Here is a 25,087-nt window from a genome sequence, read left to right on the forward strand (position 1 = left end):
TGTCCGGTTACTTCCGCGCAGCGACGGCTGGGCGGAATCGGTTAGGGTGCGACTCATGCCGAGCGACGTGGTCCGCGTGATCTACCGCAAGTACGACGGCAGCGCCCACCGCGACTACCCGGCCCGCCGGCTCGCCGAGGACGACCTCGGCGTCTGGCTCGGCGTGCCGGCCGGCACCGAGTCGGTCTACCACGGCCGCCCCTCGGTCGAGCAGATCCCGTTCGTCCTCCTGGTGCCGCACCAGGCCTGGTGGACCGGGATGTTCAACCCGCCCCCGCGGACCAGCGAGGTCTACTGCGACATCGCCACCCCGGCGCGGTGGGAGGGCGACGACACGGTCCACCTGGTCGACCTCGACCTGGACGTGGTGCGCCGGCGCACCACCGGCCTGGTCGAGCTGCGCGACGAGGACGAGTTCGCCGAGCACCGGGAGCGCTTCGGCTACCCCGACGACGTGGTGACGGAGGCCGAGGCGGCCGCCCGCTGGCTCTTCGCCGCGCTGGGTGACGGCACCGAGCCGTTCGCCACGTCGTACCGGAAGTGGCTCGCCCTGGTGCTCTGAGCCGGCCTGATCAGCGCGGTGGGCCGTCCCCGATCTCCGCCAGTCGGGTCAGCTTCTCCGGGTTGAGCTGGTTGAAGATGCCGGTGATCCGGCCGCCGTCCACGGCGAACGCGCTGACCAGTCGCAGGATCCGCCCGTCGTGCAGGACGATCTCGAACCACAGCCCGAGCGCGCCGTCCACCAGCACCCACCGGTACCGCGCCCGGTCGTCGTAGCGGCCGGCCCGCCCGAAGAGGCCGAGGGTGAACCGGGCCACCTTGTCGGCGCCGGTGACCGGCCGGCGGGCCGTCGGGAAGTGGCCGCCGCTGTCGCCGATCAGCACCACGTCCGGCGCCAGCACCCGAATCAGCGCCGCCAGGTCGCCCGACTCGGTGGCGGCCACGAACGCGGTCACCACCCGCCGCTGCTCGGCGGGGTCGGCGGTGTGCCGGGGGGCGTCCGGGGCCCGCACCGCCCGGCGGGCCCGGGAGGCGAGCTGGCGGGCCGCCTCCGGGGTGGTCTCCAGCGCCTCGGCGATCCGGGCGAACGGCACCGCGAAGACGTCGTGCAGGACGAAGGCGACCCGTTGTTCCGGGGTGAGCCGTTCCAGCACCACCAGCAGCGCGGTGCCGACCTGGTCCCGGCGGACCGCCCGCTCGGCCGGGTCGGGGGCGAAACCGTCGGTGGCCGGGCCGCCGCCGGGCACCGTCACCAGCGGCTCCGGCAACCACTGCCCGGGGTACGTCTCGCGGCGCACCCGGGCGGAGCGGAGCACGTCCAGGCAGATCCGGGCGCAGGTGGTGGTGAGCCAGCCGGTCAGGTGCCGTACCTCCGCGCGGGCGGCCGGTTCGCCGAGCGTCGCCGCGTAGCGCAGCCAGGTCTCCTGGACGGCGTCCTCGGCCTCGCTCCGGCTGCCCAGCATCCGGTACGCCACCGCCATCAGCCGGCCCCGCTCGGTCTCGAACTCCGCCACCGTCTCCACCGTCACCCCGCGCCTCCCGCCGCCGCCCACATTCTCCCCACCCACCGGACGTGTCGTCGCCCCGGAACGTGACGCCCCGTTCCGGGCTTGGAGTGGCGGACACCACTGTCGGCGCAGCGGACAGGTTCTGCGGCGCGGGCGCACGAGCGGGCGCGGGGCGCAGACCGCTCGGGAGGCGCCCGGCGGCGGGGTGGGTGAGGATCGGGGGATGGGCGCAGTCGATGAATCGGAGATCGTGGCACCCGAGGGTGGCGCGATGCGGGAGTTGTTGCGGGCCGTCCCGGACGGCGACGCGGTCGACCTGGGGGCGATCGATCCCCGCTCCACCCCGGGGGTGCCGGGCGTGGCCGGCTCGGGCCGGGCGCGCAAGGAGTGGACGCGGGCGCAGGTCGAGCTGATCGGCGCCGGGCTGGGCCGGCGGCAGGAGATGCTCTTCGCCACCGCCAAGGCGGCCGGCGAGCCGGAGGAGGCCGCGTCGGCCCCCACCCGCGGCGGGCCGGAGCTGGGCGCCGGTCGCCCGGGGCGGGTGCTGCTGGTGCTCCAGGCGATGGACTGCGGCGGCAAGGACGGCACGGTCAAGCGGGTGGCGGGCGCGATGAACCCGCTCGGCCTGCACATCCGCTCGTTCGGGCCGCCGACGGAGGAGGAGCTGCGGCACGACTTCCTCTGGCGGATCCGGCGGGCCCTGCCGCCGCCCGGGTACGTCGGCGTCTTCAACCGCTCGCACTACGAGGACGTGCTGGTGGCCCGGGTCGACGAGTTGGTCGCGGAGGCCACCTGGCGGGCCCGGTACGACGAGATCAACGCCTTCGAGCGGGAGCTGGCCGAGGGCGGGGTGACCCTGGTCAAGGTGATGCTGCACATCTCCCGCGAGGAGCAGGCGGAGCGGCTGTCGGAGCGGCTGACCGACCCGACGAAGTACTGGAAGTACAACCCGGGCGACCTGGACACCCGGGCGCGCTGGGACGATTACCAGGCCGCGTACGTCGAGGCGCTGGCCCGTTGCGACGCGGACGCCGCGCCCTGGTTCGTGGTCCCCGCGGACCGTAAGTGGTACCGCGACTGGGCGGTGGCCCACCTGCTGCGGGAGACGTTCGACGGGCTCGATCTGGGGTATCCGCCTGCCGGTTTCGACGTCGAGCGGGAGCGCGAGCGGTTGCGGAGCGGGACGACCGGGCAAAGGTGAACGGCAGGTGAACGACCGGTGAATCGGGCCTGACCAGGGGTGGGCCGGGCGATGCCCCATTCGGCGGTGTACCTAGCATGCCCTTCAGTGGACGCCCCGAAGGCGTCGGCCACCCTTCCACCGACACGACGAGGTCCGTGCTGTGAAGTTTTCCTTCCGCCCGAACGAGGGCGCTTTCTACGAGCTCTTCACCAGGGCCGCGCAGAACCTGGTGAAGGGCACCGAGCTGCTGAACGAGCTGGCCCTGCCCGACGTCGAGGTGCAGTCGGTGAGCGAGCGGCTGACCGAGGTGGAGCACGACAGCGACAAGATCACCCATGAGCTCTACAAGAAGATCAACTCGACCTTCATCACCCCCTTCGACCGGGAGGACATCTACCGTCTGGGCTCGCTGCTCGACGACGTGATGGACCACCTGGAGGCGGTCGGCAACCTGCTCTACCTGTACGGCCTGACCAAGCTCCCCTCGCTGCCCCGCGAGATGCACGAGATGGTCAACGTCCTCGACCAGCAGGCCAAGCTGACCGCCGACGCGATGCCCCGGCTGAAGTCGATGAAGGATCTCGAGGACTACTGGATCGAGTGCAACCGCCTGGAGAACGACGGCGACCAGGCCTACCGGATGCTGCTGGTCCGCCTCTTCTCCGGCGAGTACGACGCGTTGACCGTGCTGAAGATGAAGGAGGTGGCCGACGAGCTGGAGGCCGCCTGCGACGCCTTCGAGCACGTGGCCAACACCGTCGAGACCATCGCGGTCAAGGAGTCCTGATCCTGTGAGTCCCGAACTCATCGCCGTGCTGGCGGTGATCGCGGTGGCCCTGGTGTTCGACTACACCAACGGCTTCCACGACGCCGCCAACGCGATCGCGACCAGCATCTCCACCCGGGCGCTGACACCCCGGGTGGCCCTGGCCATGGCGGCGGTCGGCAACTTCATCGGCGCGCACTTCGGCGCCGAGGTGGCCAAGACCGTCGGCAGCGGGCTGGTGAGCCTGCCGACCGGCCGGGCCAGCCTGGGCATCGTCTTCGCCGGCGTGATCGGCGCGATCGTCTGGAACCTGATCACCTGGTACTTCGGCCTGCCGTCGTCCTCCTCGCACGCGCTCATCGGCGGCCTGGTCGGCTCGACCATCGCCGCCTCCGGCACCGTGCTCTGGAAGGGCATCGGGCAGAGCGTCATCATCCCGATGGTGCTCTCGCCGATGGTCGGCTTCCTGCTCGGTTACATCGTGATGATCGCCGTGCAGTGGATCTTCCGGAAGGGGCACCCGGGCAAGCTGAACCGGGGCTTCCGCTGGGCGCAGACCGTCTCCGCCGCCGCCATGTCGATCGGCCACGGCCTCCAGGACGCCGCCAAGACCATCGGCATCGTGGTGCTCGCGCTCTACGTCGGCGGTTACCAGGACGACCCGACCTTCATCCCGGAGTGGGCGTTCTGGACCTCCGCCGCGGTGCTCGCCGCCGGCACGTACGCCGGTGGTTGGCGGATCATCCGGACCCTGGGTCGGAAGATCATCGACCTGCGGCCGCCGGAGGGCTTCGCCGCCGAGACCGTGGCCAGTTCGGTGCTGTACTTCAACGCCCTGGTCCTCGGCGCCCCGATCTCGACCACCCACACGATCACCTCGGCGATCATGGGTGTCGGCGCCACCAAGCGGCTCTCCGCCGTCCGGTGGGGCGTGGCCGGCAACATCGTCGGCGCGTGGGTGCTGACCTTCCCGGCCGCCGGCTCGATCGGTGCCCTGATGTACTTCCTGGCCCGTCCGCTCTTCAGCTGACCGGCCACCGCGAAGGCCCCCGCCGTCGGCGGGGGCCTTCCGCGTTCAGGCGTAGTCGACCCCGATCCGCTCCCGGATGCCGTCGAGCAGCCCCATCACCTCCAGCGTGGTGGAGTGCGGCACCAGTGGGCTCTCGGTCAGCCCCGCCGCGAGGCAGCGCTGCACCTCGGCGGCCTCGTGCTGGTAGCCGCCGCCGACCAGCTCGGCGGTGAGGGTCTCCGGCTCGGCGCCCGCCCGGTGCAGGACCGCCGCCCCCGGCCGGTAGAACGGCTCGGGCAGGTCGATGCGGCCGGTCGTGCCGGTGATCGAGGCGGTGATCGCGGTCGCCCCGATCATCCCGCAGCTCAGCGTGGCCACCGCGCCGGAGTCGTAACCGAGGACGATGCCGGTGTTCTCGTCCACCCCCTCAGGGCCCAGCTTGGCCCAGGCGCGCACGTGCTGGGGCACGCCGAGCAGCAGATGGGCCAGGCTCACCGGGTAGACGCCCAGGTCCAGCAGCGCGCCGCCGCCGAGGGTGCGGGCCCGCATCCGGTGCTCGGGCGGGAACGGCCCGGCGGCGCCGAAGTCCGCCCGTACGCTCGTCAGCTCGCCGATCGCCCCGTCGGCGACCAGCTCGACCACCCGCAGGATCAGCGGGTTGGTCCGCATCCACATGGCCTCCATCAGGAAGATCCCCCGGGCGCGGGCCGCCTCGACCAGCTCGGTGGTGCTGGCCAGGTCGAGGGTGAACGGCTTCTCCACCAGCACCGCCCGGCCGGCGTCCAGGCACACCCGGGTCGCCTCGTGGTGGGCGGCGTGCGGAGTCGCCACGTAGATCACGTCCAGCCCGTCGTCGGCGGCCAGCTCCGCCCAGGAGCCGTACGCCCGCTCGGCGCCGTGCCGGGCGGCGAACCGCTCGGCGGCCTCCGGGGTGCGGGAACCGACCGCGGCCAGCTCGGCCCCCGGCACCAGCCGGAGGTCCTCGGCGAAACGGCCGGCGATGTGTCCGGTGGCGAGAATGCCCCAACGCGTCATGGCGGCCACGCTAGCGAAGATCCGCCGACGGGCGGACGGGCGACCCGGCCCGCGGGAACTAGGCTCGCGGAATGACGATCGACAGTGACGGCTTCGCCGCGCCGGCCGCCCTGGTCGAGCACGCCCGCCGGTTCCGCGCCGAGGGCGGCACCCCGGCGGTGCCGCGGGTCGCCGCCACGGTGCTCCTGCTCCGGCCGTCCGGCGCCGACTTCGAGGTGTACGTCATCCGCCGGGTCGCCGCGATGACCTTCGGCGGGATGTACGCCTTCCCCGGCGGCGGGGTGGACCGCTCCGACTCGCAGGCCCACCTCGACTGGGCGGGCCCGGAGCCGGCCGAGTGGGGCACCCGGCTGGGCCTGGCCCCCGACGCCGCCCAGTCGGTGGTCTGCGCCGCCGCCCGGGAGGTCTTCGAGGAGGCCGGGGTGCTGCTGGCCGGTCCCGACGCGGCGACCGTGGTGGGGGACGTGAGCGGTGACGACTGGGAGGCCGCCCGCCAGGACCTGGAGGGGCGCCGGGTCGGCTTCGCCGACCTGCTCGCCGGTCGCCGGCTGACGCTCCGGTCGGACCTGCTGCTGCCATGGAGCCGGTGGATCACCCCGGAGTTCGAGCCGCGCCGCTTCGACACGTACTTCTTTCTGGCCCTGCTGCCGGCGGGGCAGCGGACCCGGGACGTCTCCGGCGAGGCCGACCACACCATGTGGATCCGCCCGGCGGACGCCCTGGCCCGGGCCCGGGCCGGCGAGCTGACCATGCTCCCGCCCACCCTGGTCACCCTCGCCCAGGTCGCCGCCGCCGGTGACCTGGCCGGCGTGGTCCGGGCGGCGGCCGACCGGGACGCCGCCACCCCGGTCACCCCCCGCCTCGACCTCACCGGCAACGGCGAGGCCCGCTTCGTCCTGTCCTGACCTCACCCTCCACCCGCCGCCGCCCCGCCCCCCCACCCGCCGCCGGGCCCCTCCGCCGCCGCCCCGGTGGCCCGCCTTCGCCCCGCCGGCCTCCGGCGTGCTCGCCCCGGTTTGCGGCGTGTCGGGGTGTCCGGCCGGCGGGATACCCCGACACGCCGCAAACGGTGGGCGGGCCACCGCCTGCCGCTGACGGCGTCCGCTGGCGGTGTGTTGCTGACGGTCGATCTCCCCGCTGCCGCTGCCGCTGCCGCTGCCGCTGCCGCTGCCGCTGCCGCTGCCGCTGCCGCTGCCGCTGCCGCTGCCGCGGCCTCTGCCCCCGGTTTGCGGCGTGTCGGGGTGTCCGGCGGCGGGGACACCCCGACACGCCGCAAACCGGGCGTGGGGGCTCGGCGCTCGCCGGCGCGGGGACGGTGTCCGGCGGTGGGGCGGTGGGGCGGCGGCCGGAAAGACGCCGAGGGGCGTCGGTCGATTCGACCGACGCCCCTCGCGGACCGGGAACCAGCGGCTCAGCCGAAGCGGCCGGTGATGTAATCCTCGGTCTTCTTCACGCTCGGGTTGCTGAAGATCTTCTGGGTGTTGTCGTACTCGATCAGCCGGCCCGGGTCGCCGGTCTTCTCGATGGAGAAGAAGGCGGTCCGGTCCGACACCCGCGCGGCCTGCTGCATGTTGTGGGTGACGATGATGATGGTGAACTTGTCCTTGAGCTGGAACATCAGGTCCTCGATGGCCAGCGTCGAGATCGGGTCCAGCGCCGAGCAGGGCTCGTCCATCAGCACCACCTGCGGCTCGACCGCGATGGTGCGGGCGATGCAGAGCCGCTGCTGCTGGCCGCCGGAGAGACCGGCGCCCGGCTTGCCCAGCCGGTCCTTGACCTCGTCCCAGAGGTTCGCCGAGCGCAGCGCCCTCTCGGCGGCCTCGTCCAGGATCGACTTCTTCCGTACGCCGTTGAGCCGCAGCCCGGCCACCACGTTCTCGAAGATGCTCATGGTGGGGAACGGGTTGGGCCGCTGGAAGACCATGCCGATCATCCGGCGGACCGCGGTCACGTCCACGTCCCGGTCGTAGATGTCCTGACCGTCCATGGTCAGGCTGCCCTCGACCCGGGCGCCGGGGAGCACCTCGTGCATCCGGTTGATGGACCGCAGGAAGGTCGACTTGCCGCAACCGGACGGTCCGATCAGGGCGGTGACGGTCTTCGGCTCGACGGTCAGGTTGATGTTCTCGATCGCCTTGAACCCGCCGTAGTAGGCGGTCACGTTGGTGGCTTCGATGCGCTTGGCCATGGTGGTGGTACCTCCGGGGTTCATCGGCCGAGCCGGTTGCGACGGGCCAGCAACTTCGCCGCGATGGTCAGGACGAGTACGAGGGCGACCAGGGTCAGCGCCGCGGTCCACGCCCGAGCCGGCGCGTATCTCGACGCGTCACCGGCCTGCTGGTAGACGAAGAGGGCCAGCGACGACTGGTTGTTCTCGAACGGGTTGAAGTTGATCGCCGCGCCGCCGCCGGCGACGAGCAGCACCGGGGCCGTCTCGCCGGCGGCCCGCGCGATGGCGAGCATGACGCCGGTGACGATGCCCGGCAGCGCGGTCGGCAGCACGACCCGCAGGATGGTCTTCCACTTCGGTACGCCGAGGGCGTACGCGCCCTCGCGCAGCGGCGCCGGGACGAGACGCAGCATCTCCTCGGTGGAGCGGACCACGGTCGGCAGCATCAGCACGCTCAGCGCCAGCGCGGCGGCGAAGCCGGAGAATCCCGGGCGTCCGTCGTTGAACCACGGCGACACGACCAGCACCCAGAACGCCAGGATGAACAGACCGGAGACGATCGACGGGATGCCGGTCATCACGTCGACGAAGAACCGGATCGCGAAGGCGAACTTCCCGCGCCCGTACTCGACGATGTAGATGGCGCAGAGGATGCCGAGCGGGACGGTGATCAGCGTGGCGATCCCGACCTGCTCCAGGGTGCCGACGATGGCGTGGTACGCGCCGCCGTTCGGGTCCCGCGCCCCGATGTTGTTCATCGAGGTGAGGAAGAAGTCGGAGTCCAGTCGCTCGGCGCCCTTGCTGACCAGCGTCCAGACCACCGAGGCCAGCGGCAGTACGGCCAGCACGAAGGCGGAGTGGATCAGCGCGCTCCAGGTGCGGTTGCGCGCCGATCGCCGTCCCTCCACCGCGTTCGCGGCGGCGAAGAGGCCGGCCAGGTGGAGCAGCGCGCCGACGACCACGACGAGCACCGGACCCCCGATGCCCGCGCCGTAGACGATCGCGGCGGCGACGAGCAGGGCGGCCAGGGCGATGGCCGGGGCGGCGTACTTCGGCAGCCGGCGGGCCCGCAGCGTCTCGGGTCGAGCCTCCGGGCGGGGACGGTGGGAGGTGAGGGTGGTGGTCATGCGGCCGACTCCGTGAACTCCCGGCGGCGGTAGATGATCGCCCGCGCCGTGATGTTGACGATCAGCGTGATGGTGAAGAGCACCAGACCGGAGGCGATCAGCGCGCCCCGGCCCGTGTCGTTCGCCTCGCCGAACGCGTTGGCGATGTTGGCGGCGATGGTGTTGCCGCCGTTCTCGATCAGGTTGAACGAGATGCCGAACGTGATGCCGAGAGTCAGCGCCAGCGCGATGGTCTCGCCGAGCGCCCGACCCAGGCCGAGCATGACCGCGGCGATGATGCCCGGGCGCCCGTAGGGCAGCACCGCGGTGCGGATCATCTCCCAGCGGGTCGCGCCCAGCGCGAGGGCGGCCTCCTCGTTCGCGGTCGGGGTCTGGAGGAACACCTCGCGGGAGAGCGAGGTGATGATCGGTAGCACCATGATCGCCAGTACCAGCGAGCCCAGCATGATCGATGCTCCGAACGGGCCTTCGCCGCCGAAGAGCGGGATCCAGCCGAAGTACGTGTTCAGCCAGACCGAGAAGTCCCGGACCGGGCCGGAGAAGTAGTCACGGCCCCAGAGCCCGAAGACCACGCTGGGCACGGCGGCCAGCAGGTCGATCAGGAAGCCGAGCGCGGTGCCGAGCCGGCGCGGGGCGTAGTGGGACAGGTAGAGCGCGATGCCCAGCGCGACCGGGACGGCCAGGAGCAGGGCGATGACCGAGCTGAGCACGGTGCCGAAGGCGAGCGTGCCGATGCCGAACTTCGGCTGGGCCTCGTTGGGCGACCAGCCCTCGTAGGTCCAGAAGTTCTCGGTGTTCGCGCGCAGCGCCGGGACCGCCTTGGCGATCAGGAAGATCGCGATCGCCGCGATGACGACCAGGACGGCGGTGCCGGCGGCCAGGGTGAGCCCACGGAAGGCCCGTTCCGCGCCGAAGGCCCGGGCCCGCGGCAGCGCGCCGCCGCCGCCCATTCCGTTCCCACCCGGGTCACGGGTGCTGACAGAGGTCTCGGACACAAGCGCCGAGGCACCGGCGGGCCACTCGCGACCTGAGGTCACGGGGTGCCCGCCGGTGCCGGCGTGCGCCGAGCGGGGAGGGGTTTCACCCATCTGCTCGCTCGCTTCGAATTGAGGGAGTGGTGGTGTCGGTGACGCCGGTCAGGAGAGGTTCTTGACGGCGGCCTCGACCTTGGTGCGGACCGAGTCGGGCAGCGGGGCATAGCCCAGCTCGGTCAGCTCGGCCTGGCCCTCGCTGCTGGCGGCGTGGCCCAGCAGGCCCTTGACCAGCGGCAGCTTGTCGGCCGGGATGCCCTTGCCGCAGGCGATCTCGTAGGTCACCAGGACGATCGGGTAGGCCCCGGCCGCCTTGGTGTTGTAGTCGACCTTCATCTTCAGGTCGTCGCCCTGGCCCTCGATGGCGGCCCCGGCGATGGTCTTGCCCGCGTTCTCGGCGGTCAGCTCGGCGAACTCGCCGGCGCCGTTCTTGATCTTCGTGATCTTCAGGCCGGCGTTCTCGGCGAAGGACCACTCCATGTAGCCGATGGCGCCGTCCGCGCCCTTGACCCGGCTGGCCACGCCGTCCGAGCCCTTGGCGCCGGTGCCGCCCGGTGCCTTCCACGCCTTGGCCTTACCGAAGGTCCAGTCGGCCTCGGCGGTCTTGGAGAGGTAGTTGGTGAAGTTGTCGGTGGTGCCGGACTCGTCCGAGCGGTGCACGGTCTGGATCGTGGTCGCCGGCAGCTTGGCGTCCGGGTTCTCGGCCTTGATCGCCGCGTCGTCCCACTTGGTCACCTTGCCGCCGAAGATCTTCGCCAGGGTGGCCGGGCTGAGCTGGAGGTTGTCCACGCCGCTGACGTTGTAGGCGACGGCGACCGGGCCGATCACCATCGGCAGGTGGATCGCCTTGCCGCCGGGGCCGCACTTGGCGTCGGCCTGCGGCTGCTCCTCCTCCTTCAGCGCCGAGTCGGAGCCGGCGAAGTCGGCGGTGCCGGCGATGAAGGCCTGGATGCCGGCGCCCGAGCCGGAGGGCTCGTAGTTGATCGTCGAACCGGCGCACTTCTGCTGGTACGACTTGATCCATTCGGCCATGGCGTTCTTCTGGGCGGACGAGCCCTGTGCGTTCAGCGTCCCCGTGGCGCAGTCGGCCGCGCTGGCCGAACCCGAGGCCGAGGTGCTCGCCGGCTCGTTGTTGTCCGAGCCGCAAGCGCTGAGACCGAGCATCGCGGAAAGAGCGAGGCAGGCGATGGCGCCGTGCCGCTGGAGCTTCACCTGAGGGGTTTCCCTTCACGTCCGGGGAGTCGACCGGTTGGTCGTTCCTGCGCCGGCGCTGACCGGCTGACACGAAAGCTAGGAGTGCCAGGTAGCCGGTTCGCCGGTCGGAAGTGAACGGGAAATGAACATGCGCGGCCGGAGGGGTGGCCGCGGCCTGAGGGTCGGTTGTCCGTTAGGTGAACTGCCGTCCCGGTGTCGCTACTTATCCGATTTATCGGGACGGCCGTTATCGTCCCGAGTCCGGGTCGTTACCGTCCGGTGATCCCCCTCGCCGACCCTCGCCGACCCTCGGCGGGCGGCGGGCGACCCTCGCCGGGCGGCGGCCGGAGCCCGCCCTGTCAGCCGAGCGAGTAGTTGACGTGCCCGCACCAGCGGGCGAAGCCGAGCCGCTCGTAGAGCGCGACCGCGCTGGTGTTGGACTCGTCCACGTACAGCATCACCCGGTCCAGCCCGCGGACGTCGCGCAGGTGGGCCAGGCCGGCGGTGGTCAACGCCTTGCCGAGGCCGCCGCCGTGCGCGGACGGGTCCACGCCGAGCACGTAGACCTCGCCGATCCGCGCCGAGCCGGGACGCTCGTGCACCTTGGTCCAGTGGAAGCCGAGCAGCCGGCCGGTGGCCGCCTCGACGGCGAGCAGGAAACCGCTCGGGTCGAACCACGGCTCGGTCTGGCGTGCCCGCAGGTCGTCGGCGGTCCAGCGGCCCTGCTCGGGGTGCTCGGCGAAGGCCCGGGCGTTGAGCATCAGCCACGCGGCGTCGTCCTCGCCGGGTTGGAACGCGCGCAGCGTGACGCCCTCCGGGAGCCGGGGCGTGGGGAGCGCGGCGGTCAACGGCCGGCGCAGTTGCCAGAGCACCCGGGCCCGGACGAAGCCGAGGTCGACCGCGAGCGCGGCGGCGGACGGGTGGTCGCCGTGCGCCCAGGCCCGCAGCGGCCCGGACGCCGCCGCCAGTACGGCCTTGGCCAGCGCCCGGCCGGTGCCCTGCCGCCGGTGCCCGGGGTGGACGACCAGTTCGATCCCGATGCCGGCGGCCGGGTCCGTGGTGTCCAGGTGGACGTACCCGGTGAGCGTGCCGTCGGCGGCCCGCGCGGTCAGGTGCACGGCGGGCTTCGCCGGCTCACGCAGCCGCAGCAGCGTGTGCTCGTCGAACGGGTCGGCGCCGTCCGCGTCACCGGCGAGGCGGGCCAGCGCCAGGACCTCGGCCACCTCGTCCGGGGCGAGTCGGTCGGCCCGGGTCACCCGGTCGGTCGTCGGCTCCGCGCTGCTCACCCCGTCACCGTAGCGGTATCGCGGGGCCGGGAGTTCACGTGGCGCCGTCGACCGGCAGCGCCTCCAGCCGGAACCGGCTGGTCAGGTCCGGCAGCATCGTGCGCAGCGCGTCGATGGTGCCCTGCCGGTCCCCGCCGGCGTCGTGCAGCAGCACGACCGCCCCGGCCGTCGTCTCAGCGGTGACGGTCGCGGCGATCCGCGTGGCGCCGGGCGCCGCCCAGTCGCTCGGGTCGACGGTCCAGTGCAGCGGGCTCATCCCCAGCTCCTCGGCGACCGAGACCACCGGGTACGTCCACGCCCCGCCGGGCTGCCGGTAGTAGGCGATGGGCGCGTCGGGCACCGCGGCCCGGATCGCCTCGTTGGTCTGCAGCAGGTCGGCGCGGATCGTCCCGGGGGGACGCTGGCCGAGCATGACGTCGTGGTTCCAGGAGTGGTTGCACAGGGTGTGCCCGTCGGCCACGATCGCCCGGACCAGGTCGGGGTGGTTCCGTGCGTTCTCGCCGACCACGCAGAACGTCGCCCGGACCTGGAACTCGCGGAGCACGTCGAGCACCTGAGGGGTGTACTGCGGGTGCGGACCGTCGTCGAAGGTGAGGGCCACCTCGGGCGAGCCGGTGGTCACCTGGGTGCCGAGCGGCCCTTCACCGGCCGCGGGCGGTTGGTGGGCGTCCGCCTCCGGGGCCCCGCTGGCGCCCTGCCGGTCGGTCGCGGGCGGCCCGCCGGAGCCGGACTCGGGGGGTTGTTCGCCGTACTGGGCGCCGTCGACGCTCGTCGCGACGCCGGACTGCTGCCCCGGCCGGTCCGGCATCAGGTTGCGACCCAGCAGGTACGCGGACCCGAGCAGGGCGGCCAGCACCAGCGTGACGACGCCGGCGGCGCGGCCGGTGGAGCCGGCCGCCATCAGGTCCACCGCCGGTCCGGATCGTGGTGGGGGCCGGTCTTCGCCCCCGTGGTCAGTGCGCGCACCGTCGCCCCCTTCGCCCTGCGAATCCGGCAGTCAGAATAGAACCGGCAACAGGTGCAAAAAGGGCGTATCGGGAATGATCCCTCGGGCGGGTGCGCCCGGGACGGGCGGATCAGACCGGCAGCGGCGCGTGCTCCGCGTCGGGCAGCGAGCGCGACGGCGGGACCACGAACTTGTAACCCACCTGGCGGACCGTGCCGATCATCGACTCGTACTCCGAGCCGAGCTTGGCCCGCAGCCGCCGGACGTGCACGTCCACCGTCCGGGTGCCGCCGAAGTAGTCGTAGCCCCAGACCTCGCGCAGCAGCTGGTCCCGGGTGAAGACCCGGCCCGGGTGCTGGGCGAGGAACTTCAGCAGCTCGAACTCCTTGTAGGTGAGGTCGAGCGGCCGGCCCTTCAGCTTCGCCGCGTAGGTGTCCGGGTCGATGGTCAGCTCGCCGGCCCGGATCGAGCCGCCCGCCCCGGCGGTGGCGTTGCTCAGCCGGCCGACCGCGAGCCGCAGCCGGGCCTCCACCTCGGCCGGACCGGCGCTGGCCAGGATGACGTCGTCCACGCCCCAGTCGGCGTTCAGCGCGATCAGTCCCGCCTCGGTCACCACCGCGACCAGCGGCACTCCGAGCCCGGTGGCGTGCAGCATGCGGCAGGTCGCGCGGGCCTCGCTCAGCTCGGAGCGGGCGTCGACCAGGACCGCGTCCGGGCTCGGCCCGGCGACCAGGGTGCGGACGTCGCGGGGGGCGGTACGGACCGAGTGCGGCAGCAGGTCCAGCGCCGGCAGCACCGCCGACGGCTCCCCAGCGCGCGCGGTCACCAGCAGCAGGATCTCCACACGATCACCTCCGTCCCGGCGGCTCTCGGCCGCACGCGACCAGCGGCACCCCGGGCAGGGGTGTGGCGCTGCGAACTTGCGTGGGTCCCGGCGTCGCTGACGGGCGGGTAACGGGTCGAGCGTAACCGATCGCCCTTCTGTGGCCTCGTCGTCCTTTACCCTTTGCCCGATCTGCCCATGATCGCGCCACAGGTTTTAACGTTGCTGAAACCGTGACCTCCGCCGGGGCCGGTCGGTCTGGCACGATCGGGTCGTGCATCCCTCGACCTCGCCCGAGACCGGCCGCGACCAGTGGGTCGACGACCCGCGTCCGGGGCCGGCCGGCCCCGCCCGCGGCTATCCGCCGGGTCCGCGTACCGGCCCGGCCGACGACGGGGAGCAACGTCGGGAGCGCGGCCCGCGGCGGTTCCGCAAGGGCGGCGCCCCCCGCCGGGCGGACGACGAGCCGGAGGAGCTGGAGGAGGAGCCGGTCGAGCCGGTCGAGGTGCGCAAGCCGCTCTCGCTGACCGTGGCCGGGTTCGCCGCGCTGCTCGGCGTCGGCCTGGTGCTCGGCGCCCAGACCTCCGGCCCCGGCCACCGGCTGCCCTTCGCGTTCATCGTCTTCGGCGTGCAGCTGCTCTTCGTCCTGGCCTGGACGATGGCCATGCGTCCGCCCGCCCTGCTGCTGGTCGCGGGGATCAGCGCCGCGGTCGCCGCGGTCGCCGACGCCGCCGCCGTGCAGAGCGACATCGCCGGCCTGGCGCCGCTGGGCTACGTCGCGGCCGGTGGCTTCGTCCTCGGCGTGCTCGGCCAGCTCGTCCGCCGGGTCGACCGGGTACGGGTCACCGACTCGCTCGGCACCACGCTGCTGATCGTGGTCGGGGTGGTCGCCTTCGCCACGCTCATCACGCTCAGCCGGATCCCGGCCGGCACCCAGGCGATCACCGTCTGTCTCGCGGCCACCGGCGTCGCGCTCACCGTCGCCCGGCTGACCGACGCGGTGCTGCCCTGGCCCCGGCTCGCCCCGCAGGTGCCCCGGGGCGCGGCCGGCGTGGTCGGCGGCGCGATGACCGGCACCCTGACCAGCGCCCTGCTGGGCAGTTACCTGGTCGGCTTCACACCGACCAGCGCGGCGCTGATCGGGTTGGTCACCGCGGCCACCGCCGTGCTCGCCGACCTCGCGGTCGGGTACGCCGAGGCGGGCCGGTTGATGGCCGGTGAACCGCCCACCATGTGGATCGCCCGGCACATGCAGGGGCCGCTGGGCGGGTTCGCCCTGGCGGCGCCGGCCGCGTACGCCATGTGCGTGCTGTTCCTCTGAGGCGACGGTTGAGCGTTTCGGCGCTCGGGTAGTAGCGGTGCGCCGTAAGACGACCCGGTCCGAGCGGGTGGCGACGGCGGTGACGACAGACGGGAGACGGGCGTGGCAGAGGCGTACCCGGCGTACGAGGAGGAGCGTCCCCGGCGGCGCGGTCGCAAGGCGCTCGTGGTCCTGGTGGTGCTGTTGCTGATTCTGGCCGGGTTGCTGGTGGTGGCCGACCGGGTGGCGGCCGGGGTGGCCGAGCGGGCCATCGCCGACCAGGTGAAGCAGGAGGTGGCCAAGCAGAACGCGCAGTCCGCCCCGCCCGCCGTCGAGGTGGGTGGCTTCCCGTTCCTCACCCAGGTGCTCGACGGGAAGTACGAGCGGATCTCCATCACGCTGACCGACGTGCAGGGCTCCGTGCAGGGCGGCGCGGTGAGCCTGCCCCGGCTCGACGTGGACGCCCGCAACGTGCGGGCCTCATTGGACACCATCCGCTCGGGGCAGGGCGAGGTGGTCGCCGAGACCGTCGACGGAACCGGCACGGTGACCTACGACAGCCTGGCGAAGCTGCTGAACCGGCCGGGCCTGAAGCTCGGCGAGCAGAACGGCAAGCTCGCCGTGACCGCGCCGGTGGACATCCTCGGGCAGAAGCTCACCGTCACCGGGACCGCCGACGTGACGGTCGCCGACAACGGCAAGGTGGCGCTGCGTTTCAACGACCTGAACGCCGAGGGTCTCCCCGCGGTGCCCCTGGCTCGCACGCTGTTGAGCAACTACGCCCGGGGCATCTCCGTCGACGTGCCCCTGCCGAAGTTGCCGTTCCAGCTCGACGTGCGCAAGGTGGAGCCGAAGCCCGAGGGGTTGACGGTGACCGCCGCCGCGAAGAACGTGCCCATCAGCTCGGCCGGCTGAGTCACAACTCAGCCCCGACGCGGCCCGGCGCCCGGTGTTCCCGGAATCGCCGGGCCGCGTCCCGCATGCTGGTTGACCCCTGGCACTCTGCGGGACCACTGGTAGGCTCCGTTCTCATGGGGACGCACCTCACCAAACGGCGCGCGGTCGACCTGTGCCGCGTGGCCACCTGCCTGTGTCGCTCCGTCATCTGACGGCGGGGCTGTCTCTGGCCGCCTGGCGGCCATCCGGCACTCAGGGTCCGCGTACCCTCCGGTGCTCTCCCACCGAACGCCCGGCAGCGGCGCCGTCGCACGAACCCGTGATCCGATTCGCTATGGGTCCCGCGCGTGGTGCGACAATCACCGATTTCGATCCCCGCGCTGGCTCACCATCCATCCTCACCAGGGAGTGATCTGATGAGTCGCGACACCGCACTCGTCTCGGCCGAGTGGGCCGAGAAGAACATCGACGCCCCGGGCGTCGTCTTCGTCGAGGTCGACGAGGACACCTCGGCCTACGACACCGGCCACATCGCCGGCGCGATCAAGCTGGACTGGAAGACCGACCTGCAGGACCCGATCCGCCGGGACTTCGTCAACAAGTCCCAGTTCGAGGCGCTGCTCTCCGAGCGGGGCATCGGCAACGACGACACGGTGATCCTCTACGGCGGCAACAACAACTGGTTCGCCGCGTACGCGTACTGGTACTTCAAGCTCTACGGCCACCGCGACGTCAAGTTGCTCGACGGCGGTCGCAAGAAGTGGGAGCTGGACGCCCGCCCGCTGGTCACCGACGCGGTTACCCGCCCCGCCACCACGTACGTCGCGCAGGAGCCGGACACCTCGATCCGTGCCTTCCGCGACGAGGTGGTCGACGCGATCGGCAGCAAGAACCTGGTCGACGTGCGCTCCCCCGACGAGTTCGCCGGTCGGCTGCTCGCCCCCGCCCACCTGCCGCAGGAGCAGGCGCAGCGGGCCGGGCACATCCCCACCGCGATCAGCGTGCCGTGGTCGAAGGCGGCCAACGAGGACGGCACCTTCAAGTCCGACGACGAGCTGCGCAGGATCTACGCCGACGCCGGCCTGGACGACGGCAGGGAGACCATCGCCTACTGCCGCATCGGCGAGCGCTCCTCGCACACCTGGTTCGTGCTGCAGGAGCTGCTCGGCCACCGGAACGTGAAGAACTACGACGGTTCCTGGACCGAGTACGGCTCGCTGGTCGGTGTGCCGGTGGCGCTCGGCGACGAGCCCGGGGAGGCCTGATCACCATGACTGCTCCCACCGCTGCCGGTTGCGCCGCTCCCGACCAGGCCGCCCCGCTGCCGGCGAGCCTGGACCTGGAGAAGGAGACCGTCATCACCGGTCTGGTCCAGGCCGAGTCGGGCGAGGCCGTGCCGGGCGCGTACGTCCGGCTGCTCGACTCGACCGGTGAGTTCACCGCCGAGGTGGTCACCTCCCCGGCCGGCCAGTTCCGTTTCTTCGCCGCGCCCGGCAGTTGGACGCTGCGGGCCCTCTCCCGGCACGGCAACGGCGACACCGCCGTGACCGCCGCGCGGGGGATCAACGAGGTCTCCGTCACGGTCGCCTGACCCGCGCTCTGATCGGCCCCGGGGCCGGTCACCCCACCCGGGGTGGCCGGCCCCGGGCCTCTTCCCCGAGCACGTCGGCGACCGGGCCGTCCGCCGGCCGCCGACGTGCCAGCGGGCCGGTGTACCCCGCGTGACACGATTGGCCGGTGAGCGGTGCTGTCCAGGCGGGGTGGGCCCCGCCGAGTGGTCCTTCCGAGCCGACCCCGGGGTGGCCGCGCTGGCTGCTGGCCGCGACCGTGGCCTGGGCCGTGCTGCTGGTGGGTCTCACCTGGTGGTCGGTGCGCAACGATCCGCCGACGGTGCGGGAGCAGCGCAGCCTCGGCCAGGCCGACCCCGTGGTGGACCGGGCCGTCGGCCGGCTGGTCGTGGCGGTGGGTGACGGCGCGTGGGCGCTGACCCCGACGACGATCGAGCGGGACTGCCGGGTCACCCCGATGGAGGACGGCGCCGCCCTGAGCCGGGGCCTGGACGTGGTCGTGGCCGAGGGCGGGGAGCGGGCGCTGCTGGAACGGGTCGCCGACCGGTTGCCGGAGAGCTGGCGCGCCGGGGTGCGGGTCAGCTCCGAGGGTCCGGTGCTGCGCGCCGACGCGGGTGAGTTCATCGCCGTCGAGGGGCGGGTGGCCACCGCCGGCCGGGTGCGGTTCACCGCCGACACCGGGTGCCGGCCCGTCGACACCGAACTCGGCACGCTCCTGCCCGGCGCGGGCGGCGAGACCGCCCTCGCCGCGGCCGACGCGCTGCGCGCGCTCGGCCGGCCCGAGCCGCCGGCCGGGCAGCCGCTGAGCGCGGCCTGCCCCGGCGGCGGCCGGGCCGAGACCGCCCTGTTCAGCGCGGGCGCCGAGCCGGTGTCGCTGGCCCCGCTGCGCTCGCTGGGCGCCGGCTCCGCCGTGGTCGACACCCCCGAGGTGTACGCCTACCGGCGCGGCCCGGTCGTCGTGCTGGTCGACGCGACCGGAGACGAGCTGCGGGTCTCCGCCTCCACCGGCTGCGCCGGCTGACCGCCGAAGCCTGCACCGCACGCCCTGCGCGTCGGCGCGGCGGTGACGCCGCCGGCCGGCGGGGTGTTCAGCGGCGGTGGCTGCCGTCGTGCGGGGTGCGGCTGCGGCCGAGCGCGTCGACCTGACCCCACCGGCCCGGGATGTCCAGCAGCTCCACCCGGCCCATGCCCTCCGGCACCGCCGGGTCGATGATCAGGTGCTCGCCCTGCGGTTCCAGGCCCAGCATGACCCGCAGCAGCAGCAGCGGGGTGCCGGCGGACCAGGCCTGCGGGCTGCACGCGGTCGGGTACTGGACGGGATAGTCGGTGAGGACGCGTTCGTACCCGGCGAAGGCCTCCGGCAGCCGGCCGTTGAAGTACCGGGAGGCTTCCAGGATGGCCTGGCAGATCCGCCCGGCCTCCTCCCGGAAGCCGTAGCGGCTCAGCCCCCAGGCGATGAACGCGTTGTCGAACGGCCACACCGTCCCCACGTGGTACCCGATCGGGTTGTAGCGCCCCTGGCCGGTGGCGAGGGTACGTACCCCCCAGCCGGAGAAGAGGCCCGGGCTGAGCAGGTGCTCGGCGATCAGGGCGGCGCGGGACTCCTCGACGATCCCGCTCCAGAGCAGGTGCCCGATGTTCGAGGTGAGGGCGTCCACGTGCCGGCCTTGCGGGTCCAGGGCGGTGGCGTAGTACCCCTTGTCCACGATCCAGAAGTCCCGGTTGAAACGCTCCTTGAGCGCCGCCGCCTCCCGTTCCAGCCGGTCGGCGTAGGCCGGGTCGTTCCAGAACAGCCGGGCCATCCGCGCGCCGCGCAGCTTCGCGTCGTACGCGTAGCCCTGGATCTCGCAGGTGGCCCGGGGAAACCCGGGGAGCCGGCCGTCGGCGTAGGAGATGGAGTCCCAGGAGTCCTTCCAGCACTGGTTCTCCAGGCCGGTCTCCGGATTGCGGGTGCGGTACCAGACGTAGCCGGTGCCGAGCAGGTCCCCGTAGGTGTCGATCCAGCTGAGCGCCGCCCGGGCGGAGAACTCCAGCTGGCGGATCAGGGCGGCGTCACCGGTCCACCGCTCGTACTCGTCGAGCAGGATCACGAAGAGCGGGGTCGCGTCGGCGGAGCCGTAGTAGGGGGAGTGTGGCTGCTCCTCGAAGCCGGCGGTCTCGCCGTAGCGCAGCTCGTGCAGGATCTTGCCGGGCTCCTCGTCGCGGAAGTCGTCGAGGCGGTGGCCCTGGAGGCCGGCCAGCATCTGGATGGTCGGCGGGACCAGTTCGGGCAGGAAGGGCAGCACCTGCAACGAGGTGAGGATGCTGTCCCGGCCGAAGAGGGTCATGAACCAGGGCAGGCCGGCGGCGAGCAGCCGGACGCCGAGCGTGATCGACTCGTACCGGAGCGAGGCCAGGTCGTTGAGGCTCTGCCGGTACGCCCCGGCCAGCGGCTGGTGGTCGCAGCCGAGTTTCGGCGCCCGGTCGATCAGCTCCTGCTGGTCGGTCCGGATCGCGTCCGGGCTGCGGCCCGTCCCCAGCGGGGTGGTCGCCCGGAAGTCCTCGCCCCGGGCACCGTAGATGTACGTCGCGACGTGCAGTCGGGTGCTCCACTCGGCGTGCGGGGCCACGGTGATCGACCAGGTCATCCCGCCCTGGTCGACGTGCGCCGGCGCGGTGCTGGTGACCACCGCCTCCCGGTGGAACGCCTCCCGCTGGTAGGTGAGCCGCAGCTCGTTTTCCCCGACGGTGGCGGTGACGGCGCCCTTCTTGCGCCGCTTGTGCCTGATCTCGAACAGGTCGGCGAAGTCGGAGCCGATCTCCAGCCGCACGTTGAACCGCATCTCCCGACCCGAGTGGTTCAGCACGGTGAGGTCCTCGCCGAGGCTGCCGCCGATCGCTCGCCGGCGGATCACCGACACCTTGGCGTCGAGGTAGTGCGTCGGCTCCCCGGGAGCGAGGAAGTACCGGGTGCGGTACGACCGCGCGTCGTCGACGGAGAGGGCGTGCAGCCGGTCGCCGTCGAGGGTGAGCAGCCAGGTGGAGAGGAACCGGGTGTCGAAGGAGAAGAGCCCGGTGGGGAAGTCGTACGACGGCTCGATGTCGCCACGGCGGTCGCTGACCACGAAGGTGTTGCCGTCGAGGATGCTGACCAGTTGCTTCATCTCTGTCGACCGACGTGCTCGCGGGCCGTCTCGCGGGGGTCCCGGGTGCCGGGCGGAGCGGGGAAGAACCGACGGAAGGCGAGGAAGAGCAGGACGTTGCCGCTGTAGGTGGTCTCGTTGCGCAGCACCGCCGAGATTCCCTGGGCGCGCCCGGTGACCAGCCGCTCGAAGAGGTCGGCGCTGCTGTTCCAGATCGCGTCCGCCGGGCCCCGGGCCCGGGTGACGATCACCTCGCCGGGGCTGAGCTGCACCAGCCAGTGGTCGGTCCGGTTGCCGGTGGCGAGGTCGATCTGGAGCGTGCCGCTGACGGGTTCGCGCAGGACCGCCGGGGCGCGCGCCGGCAGCGATGCGAAGAACTCCTCCGTCGCGTCGGCCACATCCGAATGGTAGGCAGTGCGCCGACAAGTCGGGTCAGTATCGGCACTCCGCCCAGACCGGACAGAAGCCGGCTGTCCGGGGGCGAGCCGACGGTCGTGCGGCGGTGGTCAGTAGACCAGCGCCTGGGCCCCCTCGGCGATCGCCTCCTCGACGAAGACCGCCGCCCCGGCGATGCGTACGCCGGGCAGCACGTCGCCCGGGCCGATGTCCCGGCGGGCGGCGCACTGGGTGCACGCGGTGACCCGGCCGGTGGTCAGGATGACGTGCAGCAGCTCGCCCAGGGGCGCCGAGTGCGGCAGTTCGAACTGCTCCGCCCGGCCGGGGAGGGCGAACCAGGTCGACTCGCCGGTCAACCAGAGCGACACCTCGACCCCCGCGGCGGCGGCCGTGGCGGCGACGGTGAACGCCTGGGCGCACCGCTCCGGGGCGTCCGCGCCGGCGGTGGCCTTGACGACGAGAGAGCGGGTCATGCCGCCAGCATAGGATGACCATGATGGTTACCGAGATCGGGTTCGTCAGCCTGCTGGTCGCGGGCCTGGGCGCGCTCGCCGGTGGCCTGGTCTACGTCGCCGTACGCATGTCGAGAGGTAAGTGGTAACCGGTGAGCGCGAATTCGTCGGATCAGAACCCGCTGCAGCCGCCGTGGCTGAACGCGCCGCCGGTCGAGGAGTACCCGTACGAGGAGAGCCACGACCTGCGGGTCGGGCCGAAGCTGCACCCGGCGCTCGACGGGCTGCTGCCGTACATCGGGGTGTGGCGGGGCCGGGGCCGGGGCGGTTTCCCCACCATCGAGGACTTCGACTTCGCCCAGGAGATCCGGATCAGCCACGACGGCCGGCCGTTCCTGTTCTACGAGTCCCGGACGTGGATCCTCGACGAGCAGAGCCGGCCGGTCCGGCCGTCCGGCCGGGAAGTCGGCTGGTGGCGCCCGGTCTTCGACGGTGACCGGGTCACCGACGAGCTGGAGGCCCTGATGACCGTCCCGACCGGGGTCATGGAGCTGCACATCGGCAAGCGCACCGGCACCCGGATCGAGTTCGCCACCGACGCGGTGGTCCGCACCGCCACCGCCAAGGAGGTCACCGCCGGGGCCCGGCTCTTCGGCATCGTCGAGGGCGCGCTGCTCTACGCGCAGGAGATGGCCGGCATGGGCCACGGCCTCTCGCCGCACCTCTCCGCCCGGCTCATCCGCGTGGCCGGCTGACCGGCTGCCCGGCCGCCCTTCCCGCTTCCGCCGCTCAGGGCAGGGGGAAGCCCAGCAGGGCGTGCAGGGTGGGGGTGTGCGGGGACGGGGGAAGCTCCGCGCCGTCCAGGGTGCGGAGCGGGGTGAGGCCGCGGACGGAAGAGGTGAACCAGACGCCGTCCGCCGCCCGCAGCCCGTCCGGGGTGACCATGCGCTCGGCGGCCGCGAGGCCCACCTCCCCGGCGTGGGCCAGCAGCCAGGCGACGGTGGTGCCGGGGAGGATGCCGGTGGCCGCGGCCGGCACCGTGCAGAGCGTGCCCCCGTCCAGCCAGACCACGTTCGCGCTCGGGCCCTCCAGCACGTACCCGTCGCTGGAGACCCAGAGCACGTCGTCGACCCCGTTGCGGGCGGCCCAGCGCCGCGCGGCGCTGCTCGCCCCGTACGACGTGGACTTGATGCCGACGGGCAGCCAGTCGAGTTCGGGCCGCGCCGCCGCGGGCACCCCGAGGGAGAGGGTGGCGACGGTGACGCCGTCACGGCGGGCCCGGCGGGACGCCACGGCGACCTCGCCCAGGGTCGCGTAGATCGTCGGCAGCCCGCCGCCCTCCGGCCCCCGGGTGCAGACCAGCCGCAGCGCGCCCTCCACCTCCGCCGGCCATCCGTCGGCCACGCTCTCCAGCAGCTCCACCAGGACCTCGTCGGTCGGCAGCGGCAGCTCCACCGCGGCGGCGCCGGTCCGCAGCCGGGCCAGGTGCGCGTCGCGCAGCCACGGCCGCCCGCCGCGCAGGTGCATGGTCTCGAACAGTCCGTCGCCGCGCAGCACGCCCAGGTCGTCGCCGCGCAGCACCGACTCCCCGGCCGGCACGGCACCTCGTCCCAGGACGGCGATCCTCGATGCCACCATGACCGCCGAGCCTAGTGGCGTACGCCGCTGGCGGCGGGCCCGGCCCGTCGGCCGAACTATGATCGGACGGTGTCCGAATCCTCCCTGGCGGAAATGCTCCGCTCCCGTGGGCTGCGGCTGACGGCGCAGCGGCAGCTGGTGCTCCAGGCCGTGCTGGACCTGGGCCACGCCACGCCGGAGCAGGTGCACACGGCGGTCCGGGAGGTCGCCGCCGGGGTCAACATCACCACCATCTACCGGACCCTGGAACTGCTGGAACGGCTCGGGCTGGTGACCCACACCCATCTGTCGCACGGGTCGCCGACCTACCACGCGGCCGGTGAGCACCAGCACGTGCACCTGGTCTGCCGCGAGTGCGGCGGGATCGACGAGATCGAGCCGGAGCTGCTCCGGCCGCTCGTGGACCAGTTGGTGGCCGAGCGCGGATTCCGGGTCGACATCGGGCACGTGGCGCTCTTCGGCGTCTGCGGGCAGTGCGAGGACGGGGAACTGAAATGATCGACATCGCCGGAGCGGTCGCCGTGGAGGCCATCGACGAGGAGAGCCGGGACCAGCCGGAGCCGGCGCACCGGGCGGCCGGCGTGCGGGGCGTCGCCGCCCACTACGGCGACCCGATGCGCGAGCAGCGCACCCTGGACACCGGGGTGGGCCTGGTCGACCGCTCGCACCGCGGGGTGCTGGCGGTGCCCGGCGAGGAGCGGATCGGCTGGCTGCACACGCTGACCAGCCAGCACCTGGCGACGCTCGCCGCGTGGCAGGGCACCGAGCTGCTGGTGCTCTCCCCGCACGGGCACGTCGAGCAGCACGCGATGGTCGTCGAGGACGGCGAGACCACCTGGCTCGACACCGAGCCGGGCGCCGCCACCGGGCTGCTGTCGTACCTGGAGCGGATGCGCTTCTTCAGCAAGGTGTCCCCGCGCGACGCCACCGCCGACCACGCGTTGCTGTCGCTGGTCGGGCCGCAGGCCGCCGACGCGGTCGCGGTGCTCGGCGTGACCGGCCTGGCCGCTCCCGACGTGGTCGCGGTGCCCGGCCCGAAGTTCCGCTCCGGCGAGCTGCCGGCCCGGCCGACCGTGGTGTACGACGCGAAGCCGCTGCCCGCCGGCGGCTGGGCCCGGCGGGTGGCGCTCGGGGTGGACCTGCTGGTGCCCCGGCCGGCGATGGACCGGGTGGTCGCCGAGCTGCGCGGCAACGGCGTGCCGGTGGCCGGGCTGTGGGCGTACGAGGCGGTGCGGGCGGCCGCCCGGCAGGCCCGGGTCGGGGTGGACACCGACCACCGGACCATCCCCGCCGAGGTGGACCTGATCGCCCCGGCGGTGCACCTGGACAAGGGCTGCTACCGGGGTCAGGAGACCGTCGCCCGGGTGCACAACATGGGGCGCCCGCCGCGTCGGCTCGTACTGCTGCACCTGGACGGGGTGACCACCGACCAGCCGCCGGTGGCCGGCACGCCGGTGACCCTGGACGGGCGGGCGGTCGGCTTCGTCGGCACTGCCGTGCACCACCACGAGCTGGGTCAGATCACGCTCGCGGTGCTCAAGCGCAACGTCCCCGACGACGCCCGCCTGCTGATCGGGGACACCGCCGCCGCCATCGACCCGGCGTAAGGCTGCCGCGCCGATGCTCGGTCGGCAGG

Annotated in this window: 28 protein-coding genes; 15 read left to right on the forward strand and 13 right to left on the reverse strand. The window is 72.9% G+C overall.

What is annotated here, in order from left to right; translation table 11 throughout:
* Positions 1-55: 55 nt before the first annotated feature.
* Positions 56-562 (forward strand): DUF402 domain-containing protein, encoded by a 507-nt coding sequence (locus AC5L3Z_RS00140; RefSeq protein ID WP_494838593.1) that lies wholly within the window; start codon positions 56-58, stop codon positions 560-562.
* Between the two features lie 10 nt (positions 563-572).
* Here the strand turns inward: AC5L3Z_RS00140 and sigJ are convergent, their stop codons facing one another.
* On the reverse strand, positions 573-1,529 hold the full coding sequence (sigJ, locus tag AC5L3Z_RS00145) for an RNA polymerase sigma factor SigJ (RefSeq protein ID WP_494838595.1): 957 nt from the start codon (positions 1,527-1,529) through the stop codon (positions 573-575).
* 202 nt (positions 1,530-1,731) lie between these two features.
* On the opposite strand from sigJ, the gene AC5L3Z_RS00150 reads away from it, so the two are divergent.
* The 3 genes from AC5L3Z_RS00150 (at position 1,732) to AC5L3Z_RS00160 (ending at position 4,487) form a co-directional block, all read left to right on the forward strand.
* Complete coding sequence (locus AC5L3Z_RS00150) at positions 1,732-2,709, forward strand: PPK2 family polyphosphate kinase (RefSeq protein WP_494838596.1); 978 nt, start codon at positions 1,732-1,734, stop codon at positions 2,707-2,709.
* Positions 2,710-2,851: 142 nt separating this feature from the next.
* Positions 2,852-3,478, forward strand: a complete 627-nt coding sequence (locus AC5L3Z_RS00155) for a DUF47 domain-containing protein (protein ID WP_494838598.1) — start codon at positions 2,852-2,854, stop codon at positions 3,476-3,478.
* Positions 3,479-3,482: 4 nt separating this feature from the next.
* Complete coding sequence (locus tag AC5L3Z_RS00160) at positions 3,483-4,487, forward strand: inorganic phosphate transporter (protein WP_494838599.1); 1,005 nt, start codon at positions 3,483-3,485, stop codon at positions 4,485-4,487.
* Positions 4,488-4,532: 45 nt separating this feature from the next.
* On the opposite strand, the gene AC5L3Z_RS00165 is transcribed toward AC5L3Z_RS00160, so the two are convergent.
* Positions 4,533-5,501 carry a Gfo/Idh/MocA family protein gene (locus tag AC5L3Z_RS00165; RefSeq protein ID WP_494838601.1) on the reverse strand — a complete coding sequence of 323 codons (969 nt, stop codon included), beginning with the start codon at positions 5,499-5,501 and terminating at the stop codon, positions 4,533-4,535.
* A 71-nt stretch (positions 5,502-5,572) separates the two neighbouring features.
* Between AC5L3Z_RS00165 and AC5L3Z_RS00170 the strand changes: the two genes are divergently transcribed.
* Positions 5,573-6,406, forward strand: a complete 834-nt coding sequence (locus tag AC5L3Z_RS00170) for an NUDIX hydrolase (protein ID WP_494838603.1) — start codon at positions 5,573-5,575, stop codon at positions 6,404-6,406.
* A 506-nt stretch (positions 6,407-6,912) separates the two neighbouring features.
* Here AC5L3Z_RS00170 and pstB read toward each other — a convergent pair.
* The 7 genes from pstB to AC5L3Z_RS00205 all read right to left on the reverse strand — a co-directional run bounded on the left by pstB (position 6,913) and on the right by AC5L3Z_RS00205 (position 14,099).
* Complete coding sequence (pstB, locus tag AC5L3Z_RS00175) at positions 6,913-7,689, reverse strand: phosphate ABC transporter ATP-binding protein PstB (protein ID WP_334525472.1); 777 nt, start codon at positions 7,687-7,689, stop codon at positions 6,913-6,915.
* A gap of 20 nt (positions 7,690-7,709) precedes the next feature.
* A complete protein-coding gene (pstA, locus tag AC5L3Z_RS00180) occupies positions 7,710-8,798 on the reverse strand; it encodes a phosphate ABC transporter permease PstA (RefSeq protein WP_494838605.1) in 1,089 nt (362 codons plus the stop codon).
* Complete coding sequence (pstC, locus tag AC5L3Z_RS00185; protein ID WP_494838607.1) at positions 8,795-9,886, reverse strand: phosphate ABC transporter permease subunit PstC; 1,092 nt, start codon at positions 9,884-9,886, stop codon at positions 8,795-8,797. Before pstC ends, pstA begins: the two co-directional genes overlap by 4 nt.
* 48 nt (positions 9,887-9,934) lie before the next feature.
* A complete protein-coding gene (gene pstS, locus AC5L3Z_RS00190) occupies positions 9,935-11,041 on the reverse strand; it encodes a phosphate ABC transporter substrate-binding protein PstS (RefSeq protein ID WP_494838609.1) in 1,107 nt (368 codons plus the stop codon).
* Between the two features lie 341 nt (positions 11,042-11,382).
* Positions 11,383-12,309 carry a mycothiol synthase gene (gene mshD, locus AC5L3Z_RS00195; protein ID WP_494838610.1) on the reverse strand — a complete coding sequence of 309 codons (927 nt, stop codon included), beginning with the start codon at positions 12,307-12,309 and terminating at the stop codon, positions 11,383-11,385.
* A 34-nt stretch (positions 12,310-12,343) separates the two neighbouring features.
* Positions 12,344-13,210, reverse strand: coding sequence for a polysaccharide deacetylase family protein (locus tag AC5L3Z_RS00200; RefSeq protein WP_494838612.1), 867 nt, complete (start codon positions 13,208-13,210; stop codon positions 12,344-12,346).
* Positions 13,211-13,385: 175 nt separating this feature from the next.
* Positions 13,386-14,099 (reverse strand): winged helix-turn-helix transcriptional regulator, encoded by a 714-nt coding sequence (locus AC5L3Z_RS00205; protein WP_334525461.1) that lies wholly within the window; start codon positions 14,097-14,099, stop codon positions 13,386-13,388.
* Between the two features lie 253 nt (positions 14,100-14,352).
* On the opposite strand from AC5L3Z_RS00205, the gene AC5L3Z_RS00210 reads away from it, so the two are divergent.
* From AC5L3Z_RS00210 to AC5L3Z_RS00235, 6 genes are all read left to right on the forward strand, one after another.
* Complete coding sequence (locus tag AC5L3Z_RS00210; protein ID WP_334525458.1) at positions 14,353-15,399, forward strand: hypothetical protein; 1,047 nt, start codon at positions 14,353-14,355, stop codon at positions 15,397-15,399.
* A 102-nt stretch (positions 15,400-15,501) separates the two neighbouring features.
* Positions 15,502-16,293, forward strand: coding sequence for an LmeA family phospholipid-binding protein (locus AC5L3Z_RS00215; protein WP_494838613.1), 792 nt, complete (start codon positions 15,502-15,504; stop codon positions 16,291-16,293).
* Positions 16,294-16,409: 116 nt separating this feature from the next.
* Positions 16,410-16,487 carry an Ms5788A family Cys-rich leader peptide gene (locus AC5L3Z_RS00220; protein WP_323135737.1) on the forward strand — a complete coding sequence of 26 codons (78 nt, stop codon included), beginning with the start codon at positions 16,410-16,412 and terminating at the stop codon, positions 16,485-16,487.
* 204 nt (positions 16,488-16,691) lie between these two features.
* Complete coding sequence (locus tag AC5L3Z_RS00225; protein WP_494838614.1) at positions 16,692-17,540, forward strand: sulfurtransferase; 849 nt, start codon at positions 16,692-16,694, stop codon at positions 17,538-17,540.
* Between the two features lie 5 nt (positions 17,541-17,545).
* A complete protein-coding gene (locus tag AC5L3Z_RS00230; RefSeq protein ID WP_334525449.1) occupies positions 17,546-17,866 on the forward strand; it encodes a DUF1416 domain-containing protein in 321 nt (106 codons plus the stop codon).
* Between the two features lie 146 nt (positions 17,867-18,012).
* Positions 18,013-18,864, forward strand: a complete 852-nt coding sequence (locus tag AC5L3Z_RS00235; RefSeq protein ID WP_494838617.1) for a hypothetical protein — start codon at positions 18,013-18,015, stop codon at positions 18,862-18,864.
* 67 nt (positions 18,865-18,931) lie between these two features.
* Here AC5L3Z_RS00235 and AC5L3Z_RS00240 read toward each other — a convergent pair whose 3' ends face one another.
* The 3 genes from AC5L3Z_RS00240 to AC5L3Z_RS00250 form a co-directional block, all read right to left on the reverse strand.
* Positions 18,932-20,986: an amylo-alpha-1,6-glucosidase gene (locus AC5L3Z_RS00240; RefSeq protein WP_494838619.1), complete on the reverse strand. Its 2,055-nt coding sequence runs from the start codon at positions 20,984-20,986 to the stop codon at positions 18,932-18,934.
* Entirely contained in the window at positions 20,983-21,363 is a 381-nt protein-coding gene (locus AC5L3Z_RS00245) for an SCP2 sterol-binding domain-containing protein (RefSeq protein ID WP_494838621.1), read from the reverse strand. Before AC5L3Z_RS00245 ends, AC5L3Z_RS00240 begins: the two co-directional genes overlap by 4 nt.
* A 108-nt stretch (positions 21,364-21,471) precedes the next feature.
* Positions 21,472-21,834 carry a DsrE family protein gene (locus tag AC5L3Z_RS00250; protein WP_494838623.1) on the reverse strand — a complete coding sequence of 121 codons (363 nt, stop codon included), beginning with the start codon at positions 21,832-21,834 and terminating at the stop codon, positions 21,472-21,474.
* Positions 21,835-21,857: 23 nt separating this feature from the next.
* On the opposite strand from AC5L3Z_RS00250, the gene mtfM reads away from it, so the two are divergent.
* Both mtfM and AC5L3Z_RS00260 read left to right on the forward strand, forming a co-directional pair.
* Positions 21,858-21,962, forward strand: coding sequence for a small membrane protein MtfM (gene mtfM, locus AC5L3Z_RS00255; protein ID WP_334525435.1), 105 nt, complete (start codon positions 21,858-21,860; stop codon positions 21,960-21,962).
* A 3-nt stretch (positions 21,963-21,965) separates the two neighbouring features.
* Complete coding sequence (locus AC5L3Z_RS00260) at positions 21,966-22,568, forward strand: heme-binding beta-barrel domain-containing protein (protein ID WP_494838624.1); 603 nt, start codon at positions 21,966-21,968, stop codon at positions 22,566-22,568.
* Positions 22,569-22,602: 34 nt separating this feature from the next.
* On the opposite strand, the gene AC5L3Z_RS00265 is transcribed toward AC5L3Z_RS00260, so the two are convergent.
* Positions 22,603-23,451: an aminotransferase class IV gene (locus AC5L3Z_RS00265; RefSeq protein ID WP_494838626.1), complete on the reverse strand. Its 849-nt coding sequence runs from the start codon at positions 23,449-23,451 to the stop codon at positions 22,603-22,605.
* A gap of 69 nt (positions 23,452-23,520) precedes the next feature.
* Between AC5L3Z_RS00265 and AC5L3Z_RS00270 the strand changes: the two genes are divergently transcribed.
* Entirely contained in the window at positions 23,521-23,949 is a 429-nt protein-coding gene (locus AC5L3Z_RS00270) for a Fur family transcriptional regulator (protein ID WP_494838628.1), read from the forward strand.
* Positions 23,946-25,058 (forward strand): CAF17-like 4Fe-4S cluster assembly/insertion protein YgfZ, encoded by a 1,113-nt coding sequence (ygfZ, locus tag AC5L3Z_RS00275; RefSeq protein WP_494838629.1) that lies wholly within the window; start codon positions 23,946-23,948, stop codon positions 25,056-25,058. Before AC5L3Z_RS00270 ends, ygfZ begins: the two co-directional genes overlap by 4 nt.
* Positions 25,059-25,087: the final 29 nt, after the last annotated feature.

This window comes from Micromonospora sp. LZ37 (assembly GCF_059359015.1).